Raw genomic sequence first — 22,084 nt, 5'->3', positions numbered from 1 at the left:
ACTTAAGATACAAAAGCTGTCCGGAGATGGCGGGTCAAGATCACATATACACGAAATGACACATGTCCTGGTCCGTTTCTAGGGGTTATATGCCATGTAGGTGATGACAAAAGCCATCCAGCCAGCAAGCGGCACAACCAGCAAAAATATCCAGGATGCGCGCGCATAGTTGCGCTTATTCTGGTTCACTGATGAAGAAAAAGCCCAGTACGCCAGAAAGATTAAATTAACGCCCGGAATGAGGGTCAACAGCATAGTCCAGCACCATTCCCGCACACCTATAACGGTCGTCGTTTTTTCCATTATCCATATCCTCATAAACTGACAGGGTATCATGGTATAAAAATTGATGAGCAATGTCTGGTGCTGTTGAGTCAGGTACGCCGGGTGCGTCCAGTAGCCCTGCCCGTCGCGGTATTCCTTCACCGGCACTATCATTCGTCGGCCTCCTGGCGGGATACGCTGCTGGCGTGTACAGCCACACCCGCTTTCTGCTGTGCACGGGCAAACTCGCGCACCTGCGCCTGATATTCTGGCGCGAAACAAAATACATCACCATCCTGTCTCCGGAGCATCTCGCATATTCCGAACACACCGCCTGTAACAATGTAAACGATGAAGAGAATATTGCCGGCAGCGTACACCAGGCACATCGCCGCACCAGTCTGAATATCAGCGGCCAGCGCAACCACTTTGCCTGGTAAGAACCAGAGCACCAGACAGACTGCAGGCAGCAACACCGCAGGTGCCCGAAGGAAGGCTTTTCTGAGCATGAACCCCACAGCCCGCCACCACATCCGCGTCTGTTTTTTGAACAACACATCGCTCTGCAATATCTGCCAGATGATGTCGGCTTTCTCGTTTACCTTCATACTGACACTGGTATTGCCGCAGCTCACATAGGCATGGCCCTGATACCAGAGTTCAAACACGGGCGGGCTGCGCATGATTTGGGTAAAGGAGACCAGCGACCGCGCCCACCAGTATTGCACCCCGTTATGAAATATTTCGGTATTCATGCGGAAATAGATCACGGCCACGCTGACCACCAACCAGAGAATAACCAGGTAATAGAACATGGCGTTATTCACCTGCATGAACATGCGAAAGCGGAGCAGCGCTAATTGTCCGCCACGGGTAATGTCATCAGTTTTTAACGTCACAACTGCGCTCCTAATTCTCTTATCCGTTTTTTAATTTCCCCGGCATACCATAATCGGCGGGCGCGGGAACCTGGTTTAAATCCGGCGTTATAGCTGCCAATGCACTCCCATGTATAACCACAGGTGGCGAGATGCTTCGATAATATCCAGGCACCAATTTGCACGTTCAGGCAGGGTTTGAATAAATCTTCCTGACCACTAATAATGCCGCGTTTAATTAAATCCGGGGTATGGCGACTATTAATCTGCATGAGACCATAGTCCGTACCGAGATCTCCTTTATTGACGTTTGTGGCTTTGGGATTAAAGCCGGATTCGTGTTTAGAAATAGCCATAACCAGTACGACCGGAAGATGGTACTTACTGGCGGCCTCCCGATAGCAGAAGGCATGTGCAGAGCTGCAAACGCCTGCCGCCATCAGCAAAAGCAGGGCGTTGAGCAGGGTTTTCATGGGTTACTCGCAGAAGAAAACCGCCCAAATGGGCGGTCATGGAGACAGAACAGTAGCGCCCTTACAGGGCGAGCGTCACCGCTTCGCGATTCCGATGGTTTGCAGGTACAGAGTCCCGTTTTATACTCTGCGGCATGTACATTCCGCGCCCCGCAAAGTTGCTCTTCACCGTCGATGACGCCTGGAACAGGTTCCTCGCCAGGTTCGGGGGCCGCGTCACGCCCTGGACACGACTTTGCGTTGAGCGCATGCTCGCCTGCGGCACCACAGCGATGGGCGTGAAGCGCTACTGCTGCTCATCTCCTGACTGCACACACTCCCGCTTCTTCTGCCAGACCTGCAAGTCAAAGGCATGCAGCGCCTGCGGGCATAAAGCCACGGAGCAGTGGATTACAGAGCAACAGCATATTCTGCCCGACTGTGACTGGCAGCACATCACCTTCACCATGCCCCACCTTCTGTGGCCCTTCTTCAATAACAACTGGCCTCTGCTCAATGCCCTGTTCCGTGCTGCCACCCGGGCCATGCTACGCTGGGCCCGCAAACAGGGCGTGGAGATCGGTATCTTCTGCGCCCTGCATACGTACGGCCGCCAGCTCAACCAGCATCCACACATACACCTCTCCGTCACCCGCGGTGGCCCCGACGTTAAACACGGTGTCTGGCGCGATATCTTCTTTAAGAAGCACGCCGTGGAGGTCATCTGGCGCGGGGCGGTCACCCGCCTGCTGCGCCACAGTTATGACCTGATTAACCCCGGCAGCCTGCCGGGGCTGGATCATATTCGGAACAAAAAACAGTGGGGCCGTTATCTGGAAGCGCAGTACGGGCGCTGCTGGAAGGTCCACTTCGCAAAGAAGACCCGGGGTGCATGGCGTAGCGTCAAATATCTGGGCCGGTATCTGAAGCGACCGCCGGTGTCGGCGGCAAAGCTCAGGCACTACAGCGGCGGGGCCGTGGCACATCATTACCTCGACCACCGTACGCAGCAGTACCGGCAGCAGACGCTGACGCAGGAAGAGATGATTGACCGTTATATCAGTCATATCCCGGCGAAGCACTTTAAGATGGTGCGCTACTACGGCTTTTTGTCCAGCAGGAAACGGGGCGAGCTGCTGCCAAAGGTGTATGAAGCCCTGGAGATGGAGGCACGGAAAAAACCGGAGAAACCGGGATTCGCCGCGCTGATGAAGGAATTTCTGCGCACAGACCCGTACAAATGCATTCTGTGCGGTAACCGGCTGCGCTTTGTCAGCGCAGAAGCGGGCAGGCACGCTTCGGTGTTAGTGGCCGAAAGGCTGCATAATATCGACCGTAAACGATGGCTTCAGGGACAGGCAGCAGGATAAGTGCGCCTGAAAAATGGCTTTCAGGTCAAAAAAGAATCGAAAGCGGTATTCTGTTAACATAAGAGTCACAACCACGCGCCGTCAGTGCGCTGCCGGTGACGACATTCATGGCCAGGAATTTTTTGAAACGATGATTCAATCTCCTAACCATCAAGAATAGCTTCCATCTTTTTATACGTTTTGGCGGGAACATAACTCTGTATCTTTGGCATTTTAATTATCCTTAAGGGAATCCGTACGGAGTCTGATAATAAAAAAAACTCTGAAAATCAACGCTGTGCAAAATTTACGCAGCAGATTACGCAAGATAATACGAATCCGTAGAGAATATGACAGGATTAAATCCTGCAATCAAGGAATCCATACGGATTCGTTATGATTAAAATGAGCCATAACCTACTGTTTAACATGAAGGAGTCTAAGCTGAATCCAGGGTGAATCCTTATGGATTCCCTCTTTTGATCACATATCATACTGATTTCACAAAAGGCAATCGTATCTCCATGATTTAAAACACATCTTGCAGGATTTTCAATCCTGCGTAGGGTGTCTTGAAATAGCAACCAGAAGACGGCAAAGAACACGAACCACTTTGCAGCCCGTTTTTATATATGCACAGCATGCGTTGTACCGCGATTAAATATCCAGCCATCGGCGTCTGAGTGTGTTTTTAGGGTAAATGGATGCCAGGCATCAATAATGAATCAGAACTCTGTGACGTGGCTCGTGCACCGCCTGTAACGATATGGCAGCAAATTACGCAAACAGCCCTTGATACTTTGTTACCGACAGATTTTCGGCCAAAAAAAAACCGCCCCGTAGGGCGGCTCATTGCTGGCATTCAATTTTAAGCCAGTATCGGTACATTTCCAGACGATGGCGTTCTGCCTGACTCATCCTGCATCGTCTGGTGATCAGTAATACTGAGTTGCAAAGAAAACCCTGGGAGTTAGTCCAGCTCAGGGATATTTCTTTATCGCAATAGACAATCTTAAATCTTACGCCGCCGTTCGCCAGCTCCTGAGCAACAAGCCGTTTAAAATCGTTACGCTTCATCTATGCCTCCCGAAAGGCAAAACATTTGTGTCTTTTTTCCCGACTCCGAACCGAGGGACATAAACGATGCCAGGGCAACGTTATTTACAGCAGTGTCGTTAAAACATAGAATCGTGATGGCTGGCATATGAATTTCCTGAATTAAAGTGTGTCAGCGGGGCGGGACTGTTGGCGCAGTCCCGTCCGTTTATTAAATATCGCGCGGCGTTTAATTACCGTGCGCATTGAGAAAAGCGTCAGCGGGGAAAATAACTAAGCGGGATAAGTGGCAACATAAAACCGTGCCACTCATGTCAGATTGATTAAATTCATGCGCACAACAATCTGCACGCATGAGGTAACAGTGACGAAACTATTTTTTACCAAACATTCCGTATTTACTGATTAGCAGGAAACCAACGGTTATCATTCCACCGGAGTAAACAATAAATTTCCCTGACAGTGGCAACGGGAAAATCCGGGCAAACGGGATAATATAAGATGCAATATCCAGCACCGCCCCTGCAAACAGAAGACCCATTACCCACGCCAGAGATAAAAGCATCATCTTTTGTGCCGTCCTCACTATTTTTCTTTTCACTCGCCCCCTCGTTTGATTCATTATCGGGCGGCATCCTATTTTATTAACATGCCGCCCGGTAATCTTACATCATAGTTCAGTATCTGCCTGGCAATACCTCGAAGGATAATGCCCGTTCTCCCATAAATATTGCGCCGTCCTTTTTAACCACATCAGCATATCGTCACCATAAAAAGCGCGACGATTCTCCTGATAATAAAAAGGTTGCCAGCTTGCCAGTCGCTGAAATTCTGTCATGTCGTCATATTCGCAGCGACTGATATGCTCGCGCTCTGCAATCAGGCTGTCTATTTCCGCATTCAGGATATTTGCATAAGTGTGCGGGTCATTTTCCAGTGCGGTATCAATTGTCAGACCGGAAAACATTTCTGCCGCAGAAAGTAACTGATACACATCATTGATGGTTTTACTTAGCAGGCAGGTTATTGCGCCGGGATAATCCGGGCTGTCAAAGACCAGGCTTACCGCTGCAATCATTTGTTTCGTTTCGCTGACCAGTATTTCTTTATTCGCCCCCGTCTGGTAGCGAAAAATAACCTGGCTGATTTTCATTTTCAGAGCATCAGCTTTTCCCTGCGCCGCCTGCTCCGACATTTTATTATGAACCATATATTCTGCCTCGCTGTTATTGCCGCCCCTGTACGGAGCGGCTCACCTTGTTAGTTAAATGCGCGTTTCAGTTCCAGCGTGCGGAGTACCTGACCAAAATCGGCGTTTTTCATGGCGGGAATACGCACCCCGCGCCCCTTGCGGATGCTCTTAGCGATGTGCCGCCCGAATGCCTTTAATGACGGGTCAATGAGCGGCGCGGGAATATCATCACGAGGGATGCGTGAATGACGGCGGGGCTTTACAGCCTCATCGGAAGGTGTGACAATAATCGGCGTCATTGGATGACTCCTTATTGGGTTAAAGTGATAGCCGCAAAAACCGTGACAGCGATTTTTACGGCGTGGATTAAGCAGGGTTTACCCTGCTTTTTTCATCTCTGCGTTTTACGTTCTGTGTCGTTTTCCTCCTGTTTTGCCGGAATCCCTTTCTGCTCCAGATAGCGGTTAATTTTTTCACCGCCACCCGCTTCAAAGTTCCATGCTCTGTCCATCAGCATTCCATCGGGATAGCGAACTGCCACCCTGAAATGCGTTGTCTGGTCGTCCTCGATAAAGGCGTTTTCCCACGCAGCAGCGACAGCCTCCGCCTCGCGGCGACTGAAATTGCTGTCTGACAAAAAGGGCATGGGCCTGACTGGGTCACGCATCGTTTTCTCCTGGTTTTTAAAGAACATCACCCGTTGAGTTTTCTTCGCTGCGGTGTTGACGTTTTGGGGGTGACTGGCGGTCTGTTTCGGGTTGTGAACCTCACCTGTTTGAGAACCTTCGCCGCAAAGGGAAAGAACGGACACGGCCCGGTGCAGGTGTCCGGTACGGCGACGACATTATTTGCCGGGTTTTCGGCAAAAAATGTTGACGGCGAGCTTTAGCGGTACTGGACAGCCAGGCGGGTTGTGGCGGGATATTCCCGGGCGAAGGGGCTTAAACGGTGAAAGGGCGCACGGAACAGCAGGGCAGGCACCCCGGCAACGACGTGGCGCGACGAGCGAAACGGCGTTGCGCCTTACGTCCCGGCGCTTTTGCCGGGATGCGACAAGCGCAGGTTACGGCGCGTAAAGGGGCGGCGACTCCGCTGGCGGAGTCTGCAAGCCTGCCGTTGACGTCAGACATCAGACACTAGCCGACAGGCCCGAAACCGCGAGCGGGTTCGGCGGAGCTTACCGCGTCATTTCGCGGTTAGCGGAGTGTGGCTTGACGACCGGACGCTTCGCGGTCGGGAGCCGAAGGTGTCGCCAGGTTGGTGTTGTTTGTCAGTACAGGTAACAGAAGAACGACAGCAGGAAGAAGGACAGCAAGCACAACAGCAGGAATAAGCATCAACACATTAGTACAGGGTAACGCTTTGCCTGAGATAAGCAGCATGGCAGAGGTAGGGGTGGCCGTGACGGCGCGTCAGCGCAGCAACGTCACCGCACCGCAGGCGGTTTTGGGGCAGAGTTATCGGAACGCGAGGGCAATGCCAGGGCGGCATAGTCCGGGGGATAAAAGAAAACCGCACCATTGCTGGCGCGGTCTGTGGGATTAGTGTTTCAGAGCTTCGATTTTTTCAGTCGGCAATTGTGTCATTTGATGGACAAACTCTACTGACATCCCATTTTTCAGCAGGTTACGCGCGATATTCTCGGCGGCTTCCTGGCTGCCCTTCTGGATGCCCTTCTGGATGCCCTTCTGCTCGCCCTGCTCAATCAGTTGTTCGGCCCACGTCATCAGTTCCCCCTCGCGCTGTGGCGCTTTGTGTCTGAGTTCTTCAATAAACAGGCGAACATCTGTTTTATCCTGCCCGTTCCAGAAAATATAGTGCATTATTGCGTTGAATTGCTCCCCTGTCAGCAGGGGTTTCAGTATCAGCCGCGCGATTTCGTCGATAAACTCCATCATGTCACGGGTGCGGATATGCTTCATCACCAGAGACAGCAGCGCCACGCTCCTGTGCTGCATCAGCTCTTCATCCGGTATCACCGTCACATCGGCCAGCGGAAAATCGCGGCTGTAGACTTCCCGCGCCAGTTCCGGCTGGTCAAAACAGGCCAGCCAGTTCATCGGGTACGGATGCGGCGACGGTTGCCCCGCGTAGAATAACAGCGGTATCACTACCGGCACCGTTTTGCTCTTGTGCTGCGTGATATGCTGCTGCATCGCGGCGATGGCGTAACGCATCAGCCGGAAGGCAATGAGTTCATCTGCGCTGCTCTGGTGCTCCACGGTCACGTATATGTAGCCGCTTTCGCCGCCGTCGATGTTCACCCGGTACAGAATATCGCTGTAGTACGCTTTCAGGTCTGGCTCGATGAACGAACCGGGCTGAAGTTGCAGCGTGTTCAGGTCGCAGCGCTCGCGCCACTGCGCCGGAAGATGGGCTTCCAGCAGGTCGCGCATCGCGGCAGGGTCGCTCATCACGGCCTTGAATACCCGGTCATGATGGCTGATTTTGTGTTGCTTCTTCTCTGGCATGATTCGCCTCTCTCTGCGTTCTGCCGTCAGGGTAACAGAAAGCGGGGCTTCCCGCTTTCTGTCCACACCTTCAGTAATCCGCTGCCAGTTCACTCATCAGGGCATCACAGGCATCATGCGCCCGTTCAGCCTCTGCCAGCGTCAGCCGGATACCCCGTTTTGCTGCCGCGCCCATAAACGTTGGGCGGTCTTTCAGGGGCAGCGCATTCAGACAGCCCATTGCCATTGCAAGAAGTCGTGACTCATAGATTTCACAGTGCAGGCCGCAGCCGCTGTGCGCCTGTTTTTCCATTCGGGCCAGCACCACATCGGCGCGGATCACATCAAACGGATTGCCGGACTTCAGGTTGGTGATAAATCCGTCAGTGCGGATTGCCGTTCCGGGCCGATATGTAGCGATAACATCATGATGTTGCTGAATCGTGCTGTTTTGTGCGTTCATCGTGTTCTCCTGTTAATTGTTGTGGATCGTATGCGTCCGAAAATGCCTTTTTTCCTGGTTTTTAAAGAACATCACCCGTTGAGTTTCTTTCGCTGCGGTGTTGACGTTTTGGGGGTGACTGGCGGTCTGTTCCGGGTTGTGAACCTCACCCGTTTGAGAACCTTCGCCGCAAAGGGAAAGAACGGACACGGCCCGGTGCAGGTGTCCGGTACGGCGGCGACATTATTTGCCGGGTTTTCGGCAAAAAATGTTGACGGCGAGCTTTAGCGGTACTGGACAGCCAGGCGGGTTGTGGCGGGATATTCCCGGGCGAAGGGGCTTAAACGGTGAAAGGGCGCACGGAACAGCAGGGCAGGCACCCCGGCAACGACGAGACGCGGCGAGCGAAACGGCGTTGCACCTTACATCCCGGCGTTTTTTGCCGGGATGCGACAAGCGCAGGCCACGGCGCGTAAAGGGGCGGCGACGCCGTGTACGGCGTCTGCAAGCCTGCCGTTGACGTCAGACATCAGACACTAGCCGGGAGGCCCGAAACCGCGAGCGGGTTCGGCGGAGCTTACCGCGTCATTTCGCGGTTAGCGGAGTGTGGCTTGACGACCGGACGCTTCGCGGTCGGGAGCCGAAGGTGTCGCCGGGTTGGTGTTGTTTGTTAGTACAGGAAAAAGAGAAACGACAGCAGGAAGAAGAACCTCAACAGCAAGCACAACAGCAGGAATAAGCATCAACACATCAGTACAGGGTGACTCTTTGCCTGAGATAAGCAGCATGACAGAGGTAAGGGTGACAGTGGCGGCGCGTCAGCGCAGCAACGTCACCGCGCCGCAGGCGGTTTTGGGGCAGAGTTATCGGAACGCGAGGGCAATGCCAGGGCGGCATAGTCCGGGGGATAAACGAAAACCGCACCATTGCTGGCGCGGTCTGTGGGATTAATGCTTCAGGGCTTCGATTTTTTCAATCGGCAAACGGGTAATTTCATTAACCAGCTCGACGGACATCCCTTTGTTAAGCATAGTCCGCGCGATATTCTCGGCGGCTTCCTGGCTGCCCTTCTGGATGCCCTTCTGGATGCCCTTCTGGATGCCCTTCTGCTCGCCCTGCTCAATCAGTTGTTCGGCCCACGTCATCAGTTCCCCCTCGCGCTCTGGCGCTTTCTGTCTGAGTTCTTCAATAAACAGGCGAACATCTGTTTTATCCTGCCCGTTCCAGAAAATATAGTGCATTATTGCGTTGAATTGCTCCCCTGTCAGCAGGGGTTTCAGTATCAGCCGCGCGATTTCGTCGATAAACTCCATCATGTCACGGGTGCGGATATGCTTCATCACCAGAGACAGCAGCGCCACGCTCCTGTGCTGCATCAGTTCTTCATCCGGTATCACCGTCACATCGGCCAGCGGAAAATCGCGGCTGTAGACTTCCCGCGCCAGTTCCGGCTGGTCAAAACAGGCCAGCCAGTTCATCGGGTACGGATGCGGCGACGGTTGCCCCGCGTAGAATAACAGCGGTATCACTACCGGCACCGTTTTACTCTTGTGCTGCGTGATATGCTGCTGCATCGCGGCGATGGCGTAACGCATCAGCCGGAAGGCAATGAGTTCATCTGCGCGGCTCTGGTGCTCCACGGTCACGTATATGTAGCCGCTTTCGCCGCCGTCGATGTTCACCCGGTACAGAATATCGCTGTAGTACGCTTTCAGGTCTGGCTCGATGAACGAACCCGGCTGTAGTTGCAGCGTGTTCAGGTCGCAGCGCTCGCGCCACTGTGCCGGAAGATGCACGTTCAGCAGGTCGCGCATCGCGGCAGGGTCGCTCATCACGGCCTTGAATACCCGGTCATGATGGCTGATTTTGTGTTGCTTCTTCTCTGGCATGATTCGCCTCTCTCTGCGTTCTGCCGTCAGGGTAACAGAAAGCGGGGTTTCCCGCTTTCTGCCCGTACTGTCAGACAACCGGCGGCAGCGCCCCCGGATAATGCCGCGCGATGATGTCGTTCACCTTTTCCACCAGGTCAGGGCGGGTAAACGTGATATGCGCGGAGCCTTTTTTGTAGGCGCGGATAGTGAAATACTCGCACGTAAACACCGCGCCCACGCTCGCCGCGCCCCCCTGACTGATAAACGCGCTTAAATTCGCCCCCTCGGAGATCCGGTTATCCGGCACGTTTTTTCCGTCCAGAATCCAGAACGGACGCGCCAGATCGTCGATCCGGTTCTGTGCATACGTGCGCACGGAAAAATACAGACCTTGATGATTGTCGAGAACACCATCAATGATAATGCGCTTACCGAGCAGACAGGGATTATGGGTTTTGTAATCCCATGACAGATTGCGGAAGACGTCGATCACGCCCTGCTCAAACGTGGCGCCCTTGCTGGCGTTAAGCAGGCGGAACGTGGCAATCACGTTATCAAGCGTAATTTCGGGACAGTCATCACTGTATAACTGCGCATCCCACTCCTTGCGCTGTGCCTCGCTCATGAGCGTGAACATGCCCGTATCGTTCATCAGTCGCGTCCAGATATCACGGTCGGCATAGCGATGTACGCTCCGCGTTAAAGCCGCCTCCCGCGTGGCGCTGCGGTCGGCTGACAGGCTGCGCTCGATGATTTCTGTCATGCCGGAGATCCACCCTCGCCCCGATGCTTCAAAGAACATTTTCTGCGCCTCGCGTAGCCGTTCGATAGCCTCCAGAAACATCGTCACGCCGATGTTACGCTGCGCGACAATGCGCTCTACCGGAAGGGAAGAAATAACCTCCCCTGCACTCTCATGGGGATTGAGGTCAACGGTAATCGCCTGTGCTGTGGCCTGTGTCATGTGCTTTTCCCTCCTGTTGTTGCCGCCCCTTTCGGAGCGGCTCACCCTGTTAGTTAAATGCGCGTTTCAGTTCCAGCGTGCGGAGCACCTGACCAAAATCGGCGTTTTTCATGGCGGGAATACGCACCCCGCGCCCCTTGCGGATGCTCTTAGCGATGTGCCGCCCGAATGCTTTTAATGACGGGTCAATCTGCGGTGCGGGAATATCATCACGAGGGATGCGGGAATGACGGCGGGGCTTTACAGCCTCAACGGAAGGTGTGACAATGGTCGAAATCATTAAAGATTCCTCATAGATAATTAATGAAAGCCGCAAAAACCGTTCCAGCGATTTTTGCGGCGTGATTTAAGCAGGGCTTTCCCTGCTTTTTTCATTTCTGCACGTTACGTTCTGCTTCTTCTGCCTCCTTTTGCACTTTGTCGGTAATGTCTTCGGGGTCGCCCAAAAACCAGCCCTGAACAGGCTTATGGCGCTCTATGAACGCCTTTATCGCCCCCTTTCCGGTCATGGCTTTTACGCGGGTAAACATCGGTAAAACGCCCTTTTCATCGCATCCGGTAAACGCAATCTGATAAACACGCATCGCCTGTGTCTGCATTTCGCTTTCTCCTGTTTTTTAAAGAACATCACCCGTTGAGTTTCTTTCGCTGCGGTGTTGACGTTTTGGGGGTGACTGGCGGTCTGTTTCGGGTTGTGAACCTCACCCGTTTGAGAACCTTCGCCGCAAAGGGAAAGAACAGACACGGCCCGGTGCAGGTGTCCGGTACGGCGGCGACATTATTTGCCGGGTTTTCGGCAAAAAATGTGGGCGGCGAGTGTCAGCGGTACTGGACAGCCAGGCGGGTTGTGGCGGGATATTCCCGGGCGAAGGGGCTTAAACCGGTGAAAGGGCGCACGGAACAGCAGGGCAGGCACCCCGGCAACGACGAGACGCGGCGAGCGAAACGGCGTTGCGCCTTACGTCCCGGCGATTTTTGCCGGGATGCGACAAGCGCAGGCCACGGCGCGTAAAGGGGCGGCGACGCCGCTGGCGGCGTCTGCAAGCCTGCCGTTGCGTCAGGATGGAAACCCGCGGCCCGGCGGTTTACCGCAGGGCCGGGCGGAGACAGCGAAGCTGGCTCAGTGCGAAGCATGACAGCCGACAGGACGCCCGGCTGTGGTTTTTTACGGGGGAGTGGAAACAAAAAATCCACATCCACCGCCAGAACAGTATTAATACCGACAGCAGCACTATCAGCACTATCAGCACTATCAGCAGCAAAATTACCCACACCAGGAACAAAATCCCCCACACGCACTGAACAATGCCCCTTTCAACTCACACACCACCGTGTCGCGTAAGCGGTGCGACAGCACCGCCCTCGCGGTGCCGCAGGCACCCCGGGGTTTTCGGCGGGCTGACAGGCGGCCTCCACCGCCCGTGTCGTTACCGGCTCCGCTTCAGCACTGCCGGATATACTGGCCCCCGATACACAGCGCGGGCTGATGTTTCAGGTACTCGCAAATCTCATCCAGCACCTGCGCGGTCGTCAGCGGTGAAAGGCCCGCCGCTTTGCGTTGCGCGTTAATCAGCGTCCGGTAGTGACGCAAAACTTCGCGAGTGTAAGGTGTGAGTGTCATATGTCCTCCGGTATCTGGCGGGGCTGCGCCCCGCCCTGTGGGTTATGCGCCAAACACGTAGCCGTCTGCCAGCGTCAGGCCATTCAGAAACAGGTCGCGGCCGTAAGCGGAATAATCAAAGTAATTGCGCAAATTCTCCGGCATCCCGTCCAGCAGACCGTGCTCCTCGACGTAGTGCATCGCGTACGCTTCCTCGCAAGTGGTTTCCCCGCGGTATGCGTCGTCAAATTCATCAAAGTCAGTGCTGCCCGTCAGTTTCGTCCAGACCACATAGGCCCCCGCCTTTCCGGCCTCGCTGGCCTCCCTGAAGCCCTCAACAAAAGACCAGTCAACAGAACATTCCGACGCGAACGCATCAGGGATACCCTCGATATCCTGGAACATCAGCTCGGGGTCGGGTTCGTTTGCATGAAGGGCGCGGCAGGCGGCGTAAAAACTGGCCTCGTCGTCGTAATCGGTGAGCGTAAGCCATGCACCGGCAATGCTTCCGCAGTTGTATTTGTGGTACGTGCCGACATACACGGCAGGCTGTGTCACGGTGGTGGTGGTGTTCATCGCGGTATCCTCGCTGTCAGAGTGAACGGAACCGGCTTTCGCCGTGCCGACACAACAACCCGACGAACAGCGAAAAATACCAGGGCGCACCCGCAGGCCGTCAGCCGGAAAACGCGGAGGCTGGCCGCACGGTTATCCTGCGAAAACTGAGCGGGATAACGACGGCAGGACAGGCGAGGAGCATCAGACCATCACGGCGGACGGGCGAGGACGGCGGCGACAGCGCACCCTTGTATTTTTTGCGGTCGGGTTAGCGTGAAGGCACGGCGAATGCCGCAGGCGCACGGAGCGGGCAGGCTGAAGAGGGTAAAGGGGCGAAACGCCCCGGGAGAAAGCGGAGCCGCTGCGGGACGCAGGCGACATCCGAATGGTGCGGATTTATTGCCCGGTGTCGGGCTTTTCGTCCGGCTTCAGGTACACCGGGTCACTGCCCCGTGGCAGCGTGGTACTGATGTTGCGGTAGTGTTCGAGCCGCTCCTGAAATAAAGGCCACTGACTCGGCGGGAACTGGCGCATCTCCATTTCCACCGCCACGGGCTTGCCCATACGCTCCAGATACGCCACGGCGGCTACCGCTTTGTCCATATCCACCTGCTTTCTTTCCTCGTCCGGCAGTTGCGCCAGATTCCATTTCGACATTCAGTCTTCCCCCTTCCGCTGCCTTGCCGGGACGGTGAACAACACCGAACCCTCAAGATAATGCACCACCCTGACAACCCTGCGCAGCCCTTCACCCGCCCGGCGGGGCTTTATCTCGTCGCCCACGGACACCGGGTTATGAAAACGTGCGGTGTGTTCTTCATCCCACACCGGAGCCAGCCCTTCCTCTGCCACCACGTAGCGATACCGCCTGCAAAAAATCCCCATCGCCACCTCCCCTGAAATCTATCTGAATCCTGTCATTATCATGCCACATAACGCAGCCGCAACGGCGGCGCGGGCGGGGTATATTTCCCCCAGCGCATCGCGGCAACGCCAGCCGCGCCGGGCTGGCACTCCTGCCACTGCGCGAGCATCTCCGCAAGGTCGTCCGGGCTGACCCGGTGCAGCCAGTGCTTCACCTCCCCCCGCAGGGTGTGCGGTGACGCAGAACAGATGCCGACAGCCGCGCGGGCGGCTTCCTCCTGACGGTACAGTCGCGCCACCACGCTGCGTTTTTCCGGTCGGTGTGCGCAGGTGTGGTACGGCAGACGGTTATGCGTGACCGGCTTTTCCGGCAGCAGCACCCCGGGAAACAGCATCAGGCGCTCCGCATCCGTCAGCGGACTGAGACAGAGTTTCCCCTGGCTGGCGAAGGCCACGGAGAGGGCGTATTTCCACGCCACCACGGGGTTCTCTTTACGCACCAGGCGAACAGGCGGCGCGGGTTTACCGCCTGACCGCCCCGCAGGGCGGCGGACGCAGGCCGCGAGCCACATCACCATGTCACGGCCTCCCCGAGTTCATCAGCTATCGCGTGCGCACTGCGCCCGTCACGCAGCATCGCGTCCACCTGCTCCAGCAGGTCAGACAGGCTATCGGGATAAAATTCGGCGGCGGCATGCAGCACCCGCACCCGCTGTGCCGGATGCGCCTGTATCACGAGTACCCATAGCGGGCTGACGTCCCCAGGACTGCATAAACTGAGCGTCAGCGGTTTCTCAGGGTCGGGGGTCAGGCGGCAGTGAACCGGAAACAGGCCGCCGAATTCATTCTGCCATTCTCCGATAATATGCCAGCCATCAGGAATGCTCAGCGCTGCGATGACGCTGTCAGTGAGTACCTGACGGCCCTGCAACCCCGTATCGCGGATAAATTCCAGTTCATCGGGTGTCATACAGTTCAGAAACTCAGGGGTATAGGTTATGCTCATCGGTTTATCCTTACTGCCAGCCCCGCAGGGCTGGCGTGTGGGTTCATTATTATTCGCCGTCAGGCGGCCTGTTCAGCATTCGGGGCGGCATCATTTGCTGCGTCATTTGCGGCTTCGGCTGCATTTGCGGTGTTTTCCGCAGTCGCCGTGACCACTTCGCGGCGCACCATCCAGTCCGGCAGCCAGTTCAGGGCGGCGGCTTCCCGTTCGGTACGGGCGGCGGCGGTGTCTTTCTTCATATCCGGCACCTCCCGCGCCGCTGCGTCATTCCCCATCTCTGCCAGTGTCGCAGAAAGCTGTTTTTTATTCAGCTTGCGGAAATAGCTGTCGGCGTCCACCATTCGCGCAGGTCAAAGTCCATCGCGGCTTCCACGCGGTCGAGGATATGCCCTCTGGCATCAATCTTATCGCGCAGCCCGTCAAGGGCATGTGCGGAGCAGTACGCCAGCAGGGCGTGGATATCGGCATCGCTTCGCGCCAGCAGCCAGATGAAGTCCGTTTTCCAGTCCCGGGGTAACGTTGCCGCCAGTACATCCCGTTGCGCCATCAGTGCCTGATACGCTTTCCCGTCCTGACCACTGAGTGCGTGGTCGGTCAGCAGATAATGTCGGGCATCGGTGTGCACCCGAACCGGACTGTTGCTGCCATAGCAGGAGAACACCCCGAGGCAGAGCGTCCATGTCATCAGCGCCAGCGCCACCCGTGGCTGCTGTGCCAGTGCCGCCTGTGTGGCAAAGGTACGTTCGCTGGTCATGCTGCGAATGAGCGAGGCCGGAAGGGTGTCGTTCAGGCTGACGCTTTCCGCGCTGCCAGTGTTTTCTCCGCCCGTTTCCGGCGCATCGTCGCTGTCTTCTGCATCCGCCACGCTCTCCGGCAGATCGCTTTTGCGTACCACGCCGCGCCGGATATTCACGCTGCCGCGCCCGAAAGACACCACCACGCCAGCCAGTTCCCGCGATTCTGCTGACCAGCCCCGCGCGGTGGCAATGGCCTGAATCTGCGCGATTTCGTCACTGATTGTCGCCGCTTCCCCGCCATCATCAACGGAGAGCGCATCCAGTGCGTCAACCAGTACGTCCAGTCGGGCGCTTTCCTCGTCGGTGTAGTCTTCTTCCGGCACATCCAGCAGGGCATATTCATCGGCATCGTCATAGCGGCTGACGGCGGTCAGTCGCCCTGCACTCCAGCGCCAGCCCTCGTCCTGCGCCACCTGCGTGGCGAGAGCGTCCAGCTTCTGCACCAGCACCTGTTCCAGCAGGCGTTTATCGACAAAGCCGCCCTCGTCCAGGCTGAACAAGTCACGGCGCACTTCCCCTCCGGCAGCAACATAATCCGCTTCCCCGACAACATCCCACATACGGTTGTCGGACGTGGACACTTCGCTTTCGGTGATCAGGCGGCGCAGCTTCTCCGCACTCACGCCGGAGCCGAAATTTTCAAGGAGATGATGGACGAGGCCGAAGCAGATGTGCTGGCATACTTCAGCTTCCCTAAAGCGCATCGGGTGAAGATCCACTCCACCAACACACTGGAACGCCTGAACAAAGAGGTGAAGCGGCGTGCTGACGTAGTGGGCATCTTCCCCAATGAGGAGAGCATAACTCGACTTCTGGGGGCCGTGCTGACGGAACAGAACGAGGAATGGCTGCTGCAGAACCGTTATCTGCCACAACATACTATGACGGAGATAGACCAGGCCGCTGAAACTGAAGTAATCGAGGCGCTGCCACTCAGCGCTTAACAGACATATTACCGGACCGGAAGGCCGGCTCTGAATTTACACCACCTTGACGGACTCGACCCGGTTTTTCATGATCTCCTAACACCGCAGCGCTGGTCACGCTCAACGCCGACAAACCGGATGAGGAAACGATTAGCATCAGGCAAAGCAAGTATCTGAACAACCTGGTCGAGCAGGATCACCGAAATATCAAACGTCCAATACGTCTGATGCTGGGATTCAAATCGTTTCGGCGGGCACAGACGATTCTGGCCGGCATTGAGTTAATTCATATGATACGAAAGGGCGATATCAACATCCGGCAGGTGACGTGATCTCACCTGCCGAACAGTTCTATTTGCTGGCAGCCTAAACAACCGACAGCGCAACTTTTGCTGGCTCCACATCACTAATGCGACAGAGCCTTCCATAGCGCCCTCAAACCCCGCACATATTATACATGTCCGAGGTCAATCATAGTAAAAATAATATATCCTATTTCACCCAATTAATACCTTCATTTAACAAAAATATATCTTGCAATAGATTATCGTTACGACTGTAACAGAAGTTAGCAATGATAGAATTAGTATTAGTTAGAAGATATTGTCGAAGAGTATCGTCATCGATTCGTGATATATCAATGACTTCAACATCACCTTTTCTAATAAGGTTAATAAATCTGGAAACATCTTCTTTATAAAATGAGACATCTTTATATCTTGCAGAGCGATGTCCACTTCTAGAACCATGTGTCCCTGATAAAATGGTTACGCCATTACCAGCCTCAATTTCACTTTTGACAATACCATCAATATAGCTCCCCCTTGTTGTATGATTCGTTGTCCAAACATTTTTATTGCTAGCAGGATGTACAATTTTTCGAAAGCCAGAGTTTTTAGCATGAAATCTGTAATCATCGATGCTTCTTCCCATGGAAGAATAGCTAACGATTTTTTTAGGCCCTCTAAGTTTATTCACTGTAAAACCAAATTTTAATCCATATCCACTTAGCACCCCAAAAGCTGCATCCGTTATAGCACCTATGCCTGCTTCATTTAATGTAGCACCCTCTGCAAGGTTCCAACTGAAATCGACAATCCCACTAATAATTTTATCAGCAGCAACAAGGCCCATTTGAACTTTAGAAGTAGCACCTGAATATATCCCTCCAATTCCCCCTGAGATACCTCCTAAAATAGTTCCTATAGCCACATGCTTCAAATCGAAGTCATCTCCAGTGATTGAGATTCGGACACTTTCTGAAGCTACTGAAACTGAGAATCCTATAATAGCACCTACTATTATGCCAGCTAAAAAAGGTAAAACTGCGAAATGGCCGCTTGGATCTCGCAAGTTAATAGGATCGCCTAAGTTATAAGCATACGGGTTTATACCGCCCAATGAAAATGGGCTCATATCATCTGGAGAGTTGTAGCGCATTAATGAAGGATTATAAGTACGATAACCATGTGATAGATGATATAAATCAAAAAATTCATCTTTTCTCTCACCATTAAAACCAAGAGGGATTTCTAAAAAATCATTATTTTTATTTCTACTTTCATCTTGACCATATGGAAGATATTTGTGACTAGATTGAGACCATTTATTGTCAGATTTATCTATCGAGTATACAATGCTTCCTTGTTGATTCGACAATAGTTGTTGGTTTATTGTATTTTTTCCATCTGTTCTAACAATGCGATTTGAGATTATATCAGACACGCCTTGATAACTACTATCCATATCTTTGCTATTTGTTTTCTGGAATAGTTCATTAGTTAATTGTCCATTTTGATAAAAAAAATAAATTTTTTTATCTTGTGCTTTTTGTAAAACCAAATCACCCAAAGCATTATAAATATACGATATTTTTCCTTGATTTTCATTTATTATATCTGTCATCTGGCCAAAGACGTTATATGAATATTTTCGCTTTAAGCCCTCTTCCAATAGTCGTCCAGCATCATCATAATATAACTTTATCTCAGCTTCATATTGAGGATGAGTGTTAGTTATCCGTTCGAGTTGCATTGGGTTAGCTTTGGAATAATAAAATAAAGAAAGATTAAAACCCCCACCAGAAAAAAACGTTTTTACCTGTGTAATATTACTATAAATATCATAGTTGAATGATTGGCCTAAAATAATATTACCATACTCGTCTCTTATACCTTCACCTTGAATTTGATAATCAATCAAACGATTCAAGTCGTCGTAAGCCATGAGTTCAACCATATGTTTAGTTGTAAGATATAGAATATTAGTTTTCCTATAAACTAATAAAGATGATGAGTCATATGACTGTTCTATAATTAACTGAGCGTCATTATTTTTAATACTGCGTGTTTTTTCAAGTCCTGATGAATAGTATGATATTAAAATTTTTGTGTTATTATCATTTTCAGCAGAAGTAATAACATTTATGCGACTAGAAGAATCATAGGATAATTCAATTATAGCATTGGGAGATTGAAGCTTATTAATACGTCCATGAGAATCGTATGTGAAGGTGGTTTCGTTGTTAAAATAATCTCTTTTTTTGAGTAGTCTTCCTAAAAACGAATGATTATAAGTTGATGTAAAATTCATCTCATCGCCATATTTTTCTGTCTCACTTGTTAATTGGCCTAGCATATTAAAATCACGATTCTGTCGAATTGATACATCATTAGACATTTGAATTTCATCTCCTATAAGGAGTCCATTTGAGTAGTCATAATCAAATGTCTTCAATATATTATGTTTAGTATTCTCAATACTCAAAGGTACATTTAAATAAATATCATTCTCAAATCTAATAATCTCTCCTGCAGGAGTTACTTGAGCCTCAGGATAAACGTAGCTATTTTTGTAAAAATAATTAAATTCACCAGATGAAGACTTTTCACCAATTAAGCGAAAAAGACCATCATAACGTCGACTGCCTAAAGAAATATCATTAACTGTAATTTCAGTAATTAATCCAGCATCAGTGAAATCTGCATACTTAATGTTTTGTTGCAATAAACCTTGTTTAGTGGTTTTTTTTAAGCTTATAAGACGATCGTAAATATCATAAAACAAACTAGTATGTATATTTTTATTATCAATATGCTCCGATAAATTTCCATATCCATCGTAGCGATATTTGGTTTCTAAAGAAATATTTTCTGGTATATACGTTATTACCTTCTGTGTGACCTGGCTTGCCAGGTTATATTCAGTTGTCACTTTTACATCGTCACCTACAAGGCAAGTGGCTTGTAATGTTACAGGATCATAATCATATTTTTCTATTTTGCCATCTGGATGTTTTATTTTGCTTAGTGTACCTAAGTGATTGTATTCATATTCATTATTAACTTCTAATAATTTTTCATTTGATAAATTGTAGTCAATTTCTGTTTCTTTTATTTTTAAACCAAATTTGTTGTAATGAAACTTATTTATTTCTAACTCTTTACCAGTAAGTGATTTCTTAAAAATAGAAATTAGATTTCCAGCATTATTGAACTCTAATCTGACTTCATTGCCACCATTATTGATGATTTTTATATTGTTGTGGTTGTTGTATACTTCATATGTATATTCTCTAATATTTTCATATTTAGTATTGGGAGCAAATTTTTCGGAAATTATACGTCCGAATGTATCATACTCAAAAATTTTTAATATACCTTCAGATGTTTTTTCCTCAATGACCTTTCCATCAAAGTATCTCACGCTTTCAGATGATTCTGTTTTAAGGTTATCATGTGTTGTAATTCTTTTTGTTATGTTATAGTGTTCAGCGCTAAAGTTATATTCAAATTGCGTACTTTTTTTAAAATCATCAAATACAACTACTTCCTCTTTTAAGCGTCCATAAAGTAGTGGTTTGTTTTTTTCTTCGTAATACGAAAATGATGATTTTTTATCATTATAAATTCGTTGACTTAGAACAATGCAATATGATTTATTATCATTGATCTCGCTAATTTCCTTATAATACATATAAATATGTCGATCTGGAGAATTATCACCTGGGGAGTACTCTTCAGACTTTAAAAATGCAACAAATCCATTGGGGTCAGCAGGGCAATTATTTTTTTCTCCTTGAGAAGGATAAAACTCACGCTTTATTATTGAGTTATTAGGAAATCTAACATAGGTTTGATTCCCGAATTCATCATACTCAAATTTGCTTACAAATAATCTCGCTTTATGGTTATGCAACACAGTAACGTTTTGTTGCTTAACAAGTGAGTATTGCGGAGGCTGTTCTGTAATATCAGATGTGTTATTCATATTAGCATAATAAATATAATTAACCACCTTGAATACATCATCATTATTTAAATATTCAGCAACAGATAATAAATGAAATCTGTTGTATGTTCTTTTAATTGTTATAGTATCGTTTACTTTTTCAGAGCTAAAATATTGATAGTTATCTTTAAGGTTAAGTAGTATATCCTCTCCTTCTTTCCATTCCAAACCACTATCATAGCCAAGATAATTGTGTGACGTATATTCAAAACTATACTCTTTTATTGTTTCAGGTTGATTTTTACAAGGTTGTAATCTGTGTTTTGAAGCATAAGGCACAAATTTCATTGGCGATTTAGTTGGTGTTAGATGACCATCTTTATTATATTCTATAACTTCAACTAAACCAGTTGCATGCCTGACTGTTGTAATAAGGTAAAACTCATACCCAGATCTTATTTCTTTATGTTTTTGATATTGAATATTGATTGAATATCTATCGTTCCGAACATAATCATGATAATATATAGAAAATAATGTTCTATCAACAGCGGAGAGTTTTAATTCTGTTAAAAATAAAACCTCATCGTTTAATTTGTGTGTTGTCGTTACACTTAGTAAACTTTCTGTAAAGTATATTACCTGACCTTCATCATCATAGATTTTTGTTGGAAAGCAGTTTTTATCAAATTTAGTGTAAACAAAATAAGTAGTAAGTCCTGTATTTGTAACCATTTTATTAATGTGACCATATTGATAATCAATGTATTCCTTAAGACCTGTTTTGTGAGTCACAATCAATTGATTAGTGTCCAAATCTAAAACCACTTTGAAATCCTTGAGTTTTCGATAAGGCATTTCATATTCATAACTATTTTCATCTGGAACAATTTTGAAATTTTGCCCTGTTGATAGGGAAAGTGTTTTAGTTTGATGATCATAAGATGATAAATTCAATCTCCATCCACAACCTAATCCATAATTAGTATTATCGAACATATTATAATTCAGTGTGATTGGAATGCAGGCACCGGTCGTTTTATGAGATAATAGCCTAGCTACATGAAATGAAAGGTTGTATCCTCCTGTGCGAGGATCGACTCCTGAAGATATATATTCTGGAAAATTATAAGCATTACTTGTTATGTCTGACATATTACTTCCTTATATGGACTTTTCGGGAGG

27 protein-coding genes and 2 pseudogenes are annotated in these 22,084 nt (G+C 50.2%); 6 read left to right on the top strand and 23 right to left on the bottom strand.

The genetic code is table 11. The features are described from left to right. Positions 1–78: 78 nt before the first annotated feature. Genes MKleb_RS28800 through MKleb_RS28790 form a run of 3 tightly spaced genes read right to left on the bottom strand, consistent with a single transcriptional unit; the run spans position 79 to position 1,615 of the window. Positions 79–438, bottom strand: coding sequence for a hypothetical protein (locus MKleb_RS28800; protein ID WP_217076999.1), 360 nt, complete (start codon positions 436–438; stop codon positions 79–81). Then, positions 435–1,163, bottom strand: coding sequence for a TraD N-terminal domain-containing protein (locus MKleb_RS28795; protein ID WP_217076998.1), 729 nt, complete (start codon positions 1,161–1,163; stop codon positions 435–437). Before MKleb_RS28795 ends, MKleb_RS28800 begins: the two co-directional genes overlap by 4 nt. Next, positions 1,160–1,615 carry a lytic transglycosylase domain-containing protein gene (locus tag MKleb_RS28790; RefSeq protein ID WP_217076996.1) on the bottom strand — a complete coding sequence of 152 codons (456 nt, stop codon included), beginning with the start codon at positions 1,613–1,615 and terminating at the stop codon, positions 1,160–1,162. The genes MKleb_RS28795 and MKleb_RS28790 overlap by 4 nt, the downstream gene beginning before the upstream one ends. 134 nt (positions 1,616–1,749) lie before the next feature. Here MKleb_RS28790 and MKleb_RS28785 point away from each other — a divergent pair, with 134 nt between their 5' ends. Beyond that, a complete protein-coding gene (locus tag MKleb_RS28785) occupies positions 1,750–2,964 on the top strand; it encodes an IS91 family transposase (protein WP_217076995.1) in 1,215 nt (404 codons plus the stop codon). A gap of 828 nt (positions 2,965–3,792) precedes the next feature. Here MKleb_RS28785 and MKleb_RS28780 read toward each other — a convergent pair. The 5 genes from MKleb_RS28780 to MKleb_RS28760 all read right to left on the bottom strand — a co-directional run bounded on the left by MKleb_RS28780 (position 3,793) and on the right by MKleb_RS28760 (position 6,002). Next, positions 3,793–4,020: a hypothetical protein gene (locus MKleb_RS28780; protein WP_217076994.1), complete on the bottom strand. Its 228-nt coding sequence runs from the start codon at positions 4,018–4,020 to the stop codon at positions 3,793–3,795. Positions 4,021–4,372: 352 nt separating this feature from the next. Continuing rightward, a complete protein-coding gene (locus tag MKleb_RS28775) occupies positions 4,373–4,600 on the bottom strand; it encodes a hypothetical protein (RefSeq protein WP_217076993.1) in 228 nt (75 codons plus the stop codon). A gap of 69 nt (positions 4,601–4,669) precedes the next feature. Then, positions 4,670–5,209, bottom strand: a complete 540-nt coding sequence (locus MKleb_RS28770; RefSeq protein WP_217076992.1) for a hypothetical protein — start codon at positions 5,207–5,209, stop codon at positions 4,670–4,672. A 50-nt stretch (positions 5,210–5,259) separates the two neighbouring features. Then, positions 5,260–5,490 (bottom strand): hypothetical protein, encoded by a 231-nt coding sequence (locus MKleb_RS28765; protein ID WP_217076991.1) that lies wholly within the window; start codon positions 5,488–5,490, stop codon positions 5,260–5,262. Between the two features lie 92 nt (positions 5,491–5,582). Further along, on the bottom strand, positions 5,583–6,002 hold the full coding sequence (locus MKleb_RS28760; protein ID WP_416381403.1) for a DUF905 family protein: 420 nt from the start codon (positions 6,000–6,002) through the stop codon (positions 5,583–5,585). 137 nt (positions 6,003–6,139) lie between these two features. Here MKleb_RS28760 and MKleb_RS28755 point away from each other — a divergent pair, with 137 nt between their 5' ends. After that, entirely contained in the window at positions 6,140–6,331 is a 192-nt protein-coding gene (locus MKleb_RS28755; RefSeq protein WP_217076989.1) for a hypothetical protein, read from the top strand. Positions 6,332–6,732: 401 nt separating this feature from the next. On the opposite strand, the gene MKleb_RS28750 is transcribed toward MKleb_RS28755, so the two are convergent. Further along, positions 6,733–7,662, bottom strand: coding sequence for an Rpn family recombination-promoting nuclease/putative transposase (locus MKleb_RS28750; protein ID WP_217076988.1), 930 nt, complete (start codon positions 7,660–7,662; stop codon positions 6,733–6,735). A gap of 70 nt (positions 7,663–7,732) precedes the next feature. After that, positions 7,733–8,104 carry a hypothetical protein gene (locus MKleb_RS28745; protein WP_228740822.1) on the bottom strand — a complete coding sequence of 124 codons (372 nt, stop codon included), beginning with the start codon at positions 8,102–8,104 and terminating at the stop codon, positions 7,733–7,735. Between the two features lie 30 nt (positions 8,105–8,134). On the opposite strand from MKleb_RS28745, the gene MKleb_RS28740 reads away from it, so the two are divergent. Beyond that, positions 8,135–8,371, top strand: a complete 237-nt coding sequence (locus MKleb_RS28740; protein WP_217076987.1) for a hypothetical protein — start codon at positions 8,135–8,137, stop codon at positions 8,369–8,371. Between the two features lie 659 nt (positions 8,372–9,030). Here the strand turns inward: MKleb_RS28740 and MKleb_RS28735 are convergent. The 4 genes from MKleb_RS28735 to MKleb_RS28720 all read right to left on the bottom strand — a co-directional run bounded on the left by MKleb_RS28735 (position 9,031) and on the right by MKleb_RS28720 (position 11,517). Then, positions 9,031–9,972 carry an Rpn family recombination-promoting nuclease/putative transposase gene (locus MKleb_RS28735; RefSeq protein WP_217076986.1) on the bottom strand — a complete coding sequence of 314 codons (942 nt, stop codon included), beginning with the start codon at positions 9,970–9,972 and terminating at the stop codon, positions 9,031–9,033. Between the two features lie 70 nt (positions 9,973–10,042). Next, the gene (locus MKleb_RS28730; RefSeq protein ID WP_217076985.1) at positions 10,043–10,918 is read right to left on the bottom strand and encodes a DUF4942 domain-containing protein; all 876 of its coding nucleotides are present in this window, start codon (positions 10,916–10,918) and stop codon (positions 10,043–10,045) included. Between the two features lie 49 nt (positions 10,919–10,967). After that, positions 10,968–11,198: a hypothetical protein gene (locus MKleb_RS28725; RefSeq protein ID WP_217077079.1), complete on the bottom strand. Its 231-nt coding sequence runs from the start codon at positions 11,196–11,198 to the stop codon at positions 10,968–10,970. A 91-nt stretch (positions 11,199–11,289) separates the two neighbouring features. Further along, positions 11,290–11,517, bottom strand: a complete 228-nt coding sequence (locus tag MKleb_RS28720) for a hypothetical protein (RefSeq protein ID WP_217076984.1) — start codon at positions 11,515–11,517, stop codon at positions 11,290–11,292. A 384-nt stretch (positions 11,518–11,901) separates the two neighbouring features. Between MKleb_RS28720 and MKleb_RS28715 the strand changes: the two genes are divergently transcribed. Continuing rightward, complete coding sequence (locus MKleb_RS28715) at positions 11,902–12,054, top strand: hypothetical protein (RefSeq protein WP_217076982.1); 153 nt, start codon at positions 11,902–11,904, stop codon at positions 12,052–12,054. A gap of 305 nt (positions 12,055–12,359) precedes the next feature. On the opposite strand, the gene MKleb_RS28710 is transcribed toward MKleb_RS28715, so the two are convergent. The 8 genes from MKleb_RS28710 to MKleb_RS28675 all read right to left on the bottom strand — a co-directional run bounded on the left by MKleb_RS28710 (position 12,360) and on the right by MKleb_RS28675 (position 16,366). Then, positions 12,360–12,539, bottom strand: a complete 180-nt coding sequence (locus MKleb_RS28710; RefSeq protein ID WP_217076981.1) for a spore germination YkwD domain-containing protein — start codon at positions 12,537–12,539, stop codon at positions 12,360–12,362. A gap of 42 nt (positions 12,540–12,581) precedes the next feature. Next, positions 12,582–13,094 (bottom strand): antirestriction protein ArdA, encoded by a 513-nt coding sequence (locus tag MKleb_RS28705; RefSeq protein ID WP_217076979.1) that lies wholly within the window; start codon positions 13,092–13,094, stop codon positions 12,582–12,584. Between the two features lie 378 nt (positions 13,095–13,472). After that, positions 13,473–13,733, bottom strand: a complete 261-nt coding sequence (locus MKleb_RS28700) for a DNA polymerase III subunit theta (protein ID WP_217076977.1) — start codon at positions 13,731–13,733, stop codon at positions 13,473–13,475. Continuing rightward, positions 13,734–13,961, bottom strand: coding sequence for a hypothetical protein (locus tag MKleb_RS28695; RefSeq protein ID WP_217076976.1), 228 nt, complete (start codon positions 13,959–13,961; stop codon positions 13,734–13,736). Between the two features lie 38 nt (positions 13,962–13,999). Continuing rightward, on the bottom strand, positions 14,000–14,518 hold the full coding sequence (locus MKleb_RS28690; protein WP_217076975.1) for a plasmid SOS inhibition protein A: 519 nt from the start codon (positions 14,516–14,518) through the stop codon (positions 14,000–14,002). Beyond that, positions 14,512–14,946 carry a conjugation system SOS inhibitor PsiB gene (gene psiB, locus MKleb_RS28685; protein WP_217076974.1) on the bottom strand — a complete coding sequence of 145 codons (435 nt, stop codon included), beginning with the start codon at positions 14,944–14,946 and terminating at the stop codon, positions 14,512–14,514. Before psiB ends, MKleb_RS28690 begins: the two co-directional genes overlap by 7 nt. A 59-nt stretch (positions 14,947–15,005) precedes the next feature. Beyond that, positions 15,006–15,287 carry a hypothetical protein gene (locus MKleb_RS28680; RefSeq protein WP_217076973.1) on the bottom strand — a complete coding sequence of 94 codons (282 nt, stop codon included), beginning with the start codon at positions 15,285–15,287 and terminating at the stop codon, positions 15,006–15,008. Next, positions 15,254–16,366, bottom strand: a complete 1,113-nt coding sequence (locus tag MKleb_RS28675; RefSeq protein WP_217076972.1) for a hypothetical protein — start codon at positions 16,364–16,366, stop codon at positions 15,254–15,256. Before MKleb_RS28675 ends, MKleb_RS28680 begins: the two co-directional genes overlap by 34 nt. Positions 16,367–16,390: 24 nt before the next feature. Between MKleb_RS28675 and MKleb_RS28670 the strand changes: the two are divergent. Together MKleb_RS28670 and MKleb_RS28665 are read left to right on the top strand one after the other, a co-directional pair. Continuing rightward, positions 16,391–16,687, top strand: a pseudogene (locus tag MKleb_RS28670) (transposase); the annotation flags it as partial. 80 nt (positions 16,688–16,767) lie between these two features. Further along, positions 16,768–17,039: pseudogene (locus MKleb_RS28665) on the top strand (DDE-type integrase/transposase/recombinase); the annotation flags it as partial. 122 nt (positions 17,040–17,161) lie between these two features. Here MKleb_RS28665 and MKleb_RS28660 read toward each other — a convergent pair. Further along, on the bottom strand, positions 17,162–22,054 hold the full coding sequence (locus MKleb_RS28660) for an RHS repeat-associated core domain-containing protein (RefSeq protein ID WP_217076971.1): 4,893 nt from the start codon (positions 22,052–22,054) through the stop codon (positions 17,162–17,164). Positions 22,055–22,084 lie beyond the last annotated feature (30 nt).

Source organism: Klebsiella sp. PL-2018 (genome assembly GCF_019048985.1).
Taxonomy (GTDB): domain Bacteria; phylum Pseudomonadota; class Gammaproteobacteria; order Enterobacterales; family Enterobacteriaceae; genus Klebsiella; species Klebsiella michiganensis.
Note: the sequence above shows the minus strand (reverse complement) of the source record. Positions and strands in the feature narration are given on the sequence as shown.